At 52.2% G+C, this 289-nt stretch carries 1 protein-coding gene; it reads right to left on the reverse strand.

What is annotated here, in order from left to right; genetic code table 11:
- The coding region (locus tag ACXAH0_RS25250; protein ID WP_475196081.1) for a transposase at nt 1–247 on the reverse strand (247 nt) is incomplete at its 3' end.
- Between the last annotated feature and the right edge of the window lie 42 nt (nt 248–289).

Here is a 289-nt window from a genome sequence, read left to right on the forward strand (position 1 = left end):
TTATGATTTGCAGCCGGATGGCCTTTGGATTTTTGGCGAGGAACCGTTTGATTTTGAGGTTCTGCTTGATCCACTTGAAAAACAGTTCGATCTGCCAGCGCCGTTTGTACAACTCGGCGATGTCTTCGGCGGATCGACGAAAGTCATTGGTTATGAACGTCAGTTCCCGCCCGAGGGCTTCATCGAAGATTTCGACGCGACGAACGGGCTTTTGGTATTTGCGCCCCGGCTTGCGAGCCAGAACGATGGTTTCATCGGCGACAACAAGACTGTCGTGATGGACCGTTGC

It is taken from the genome of Roseibium sp. AWQ4_290 (genome assembly GCF_056160985.1).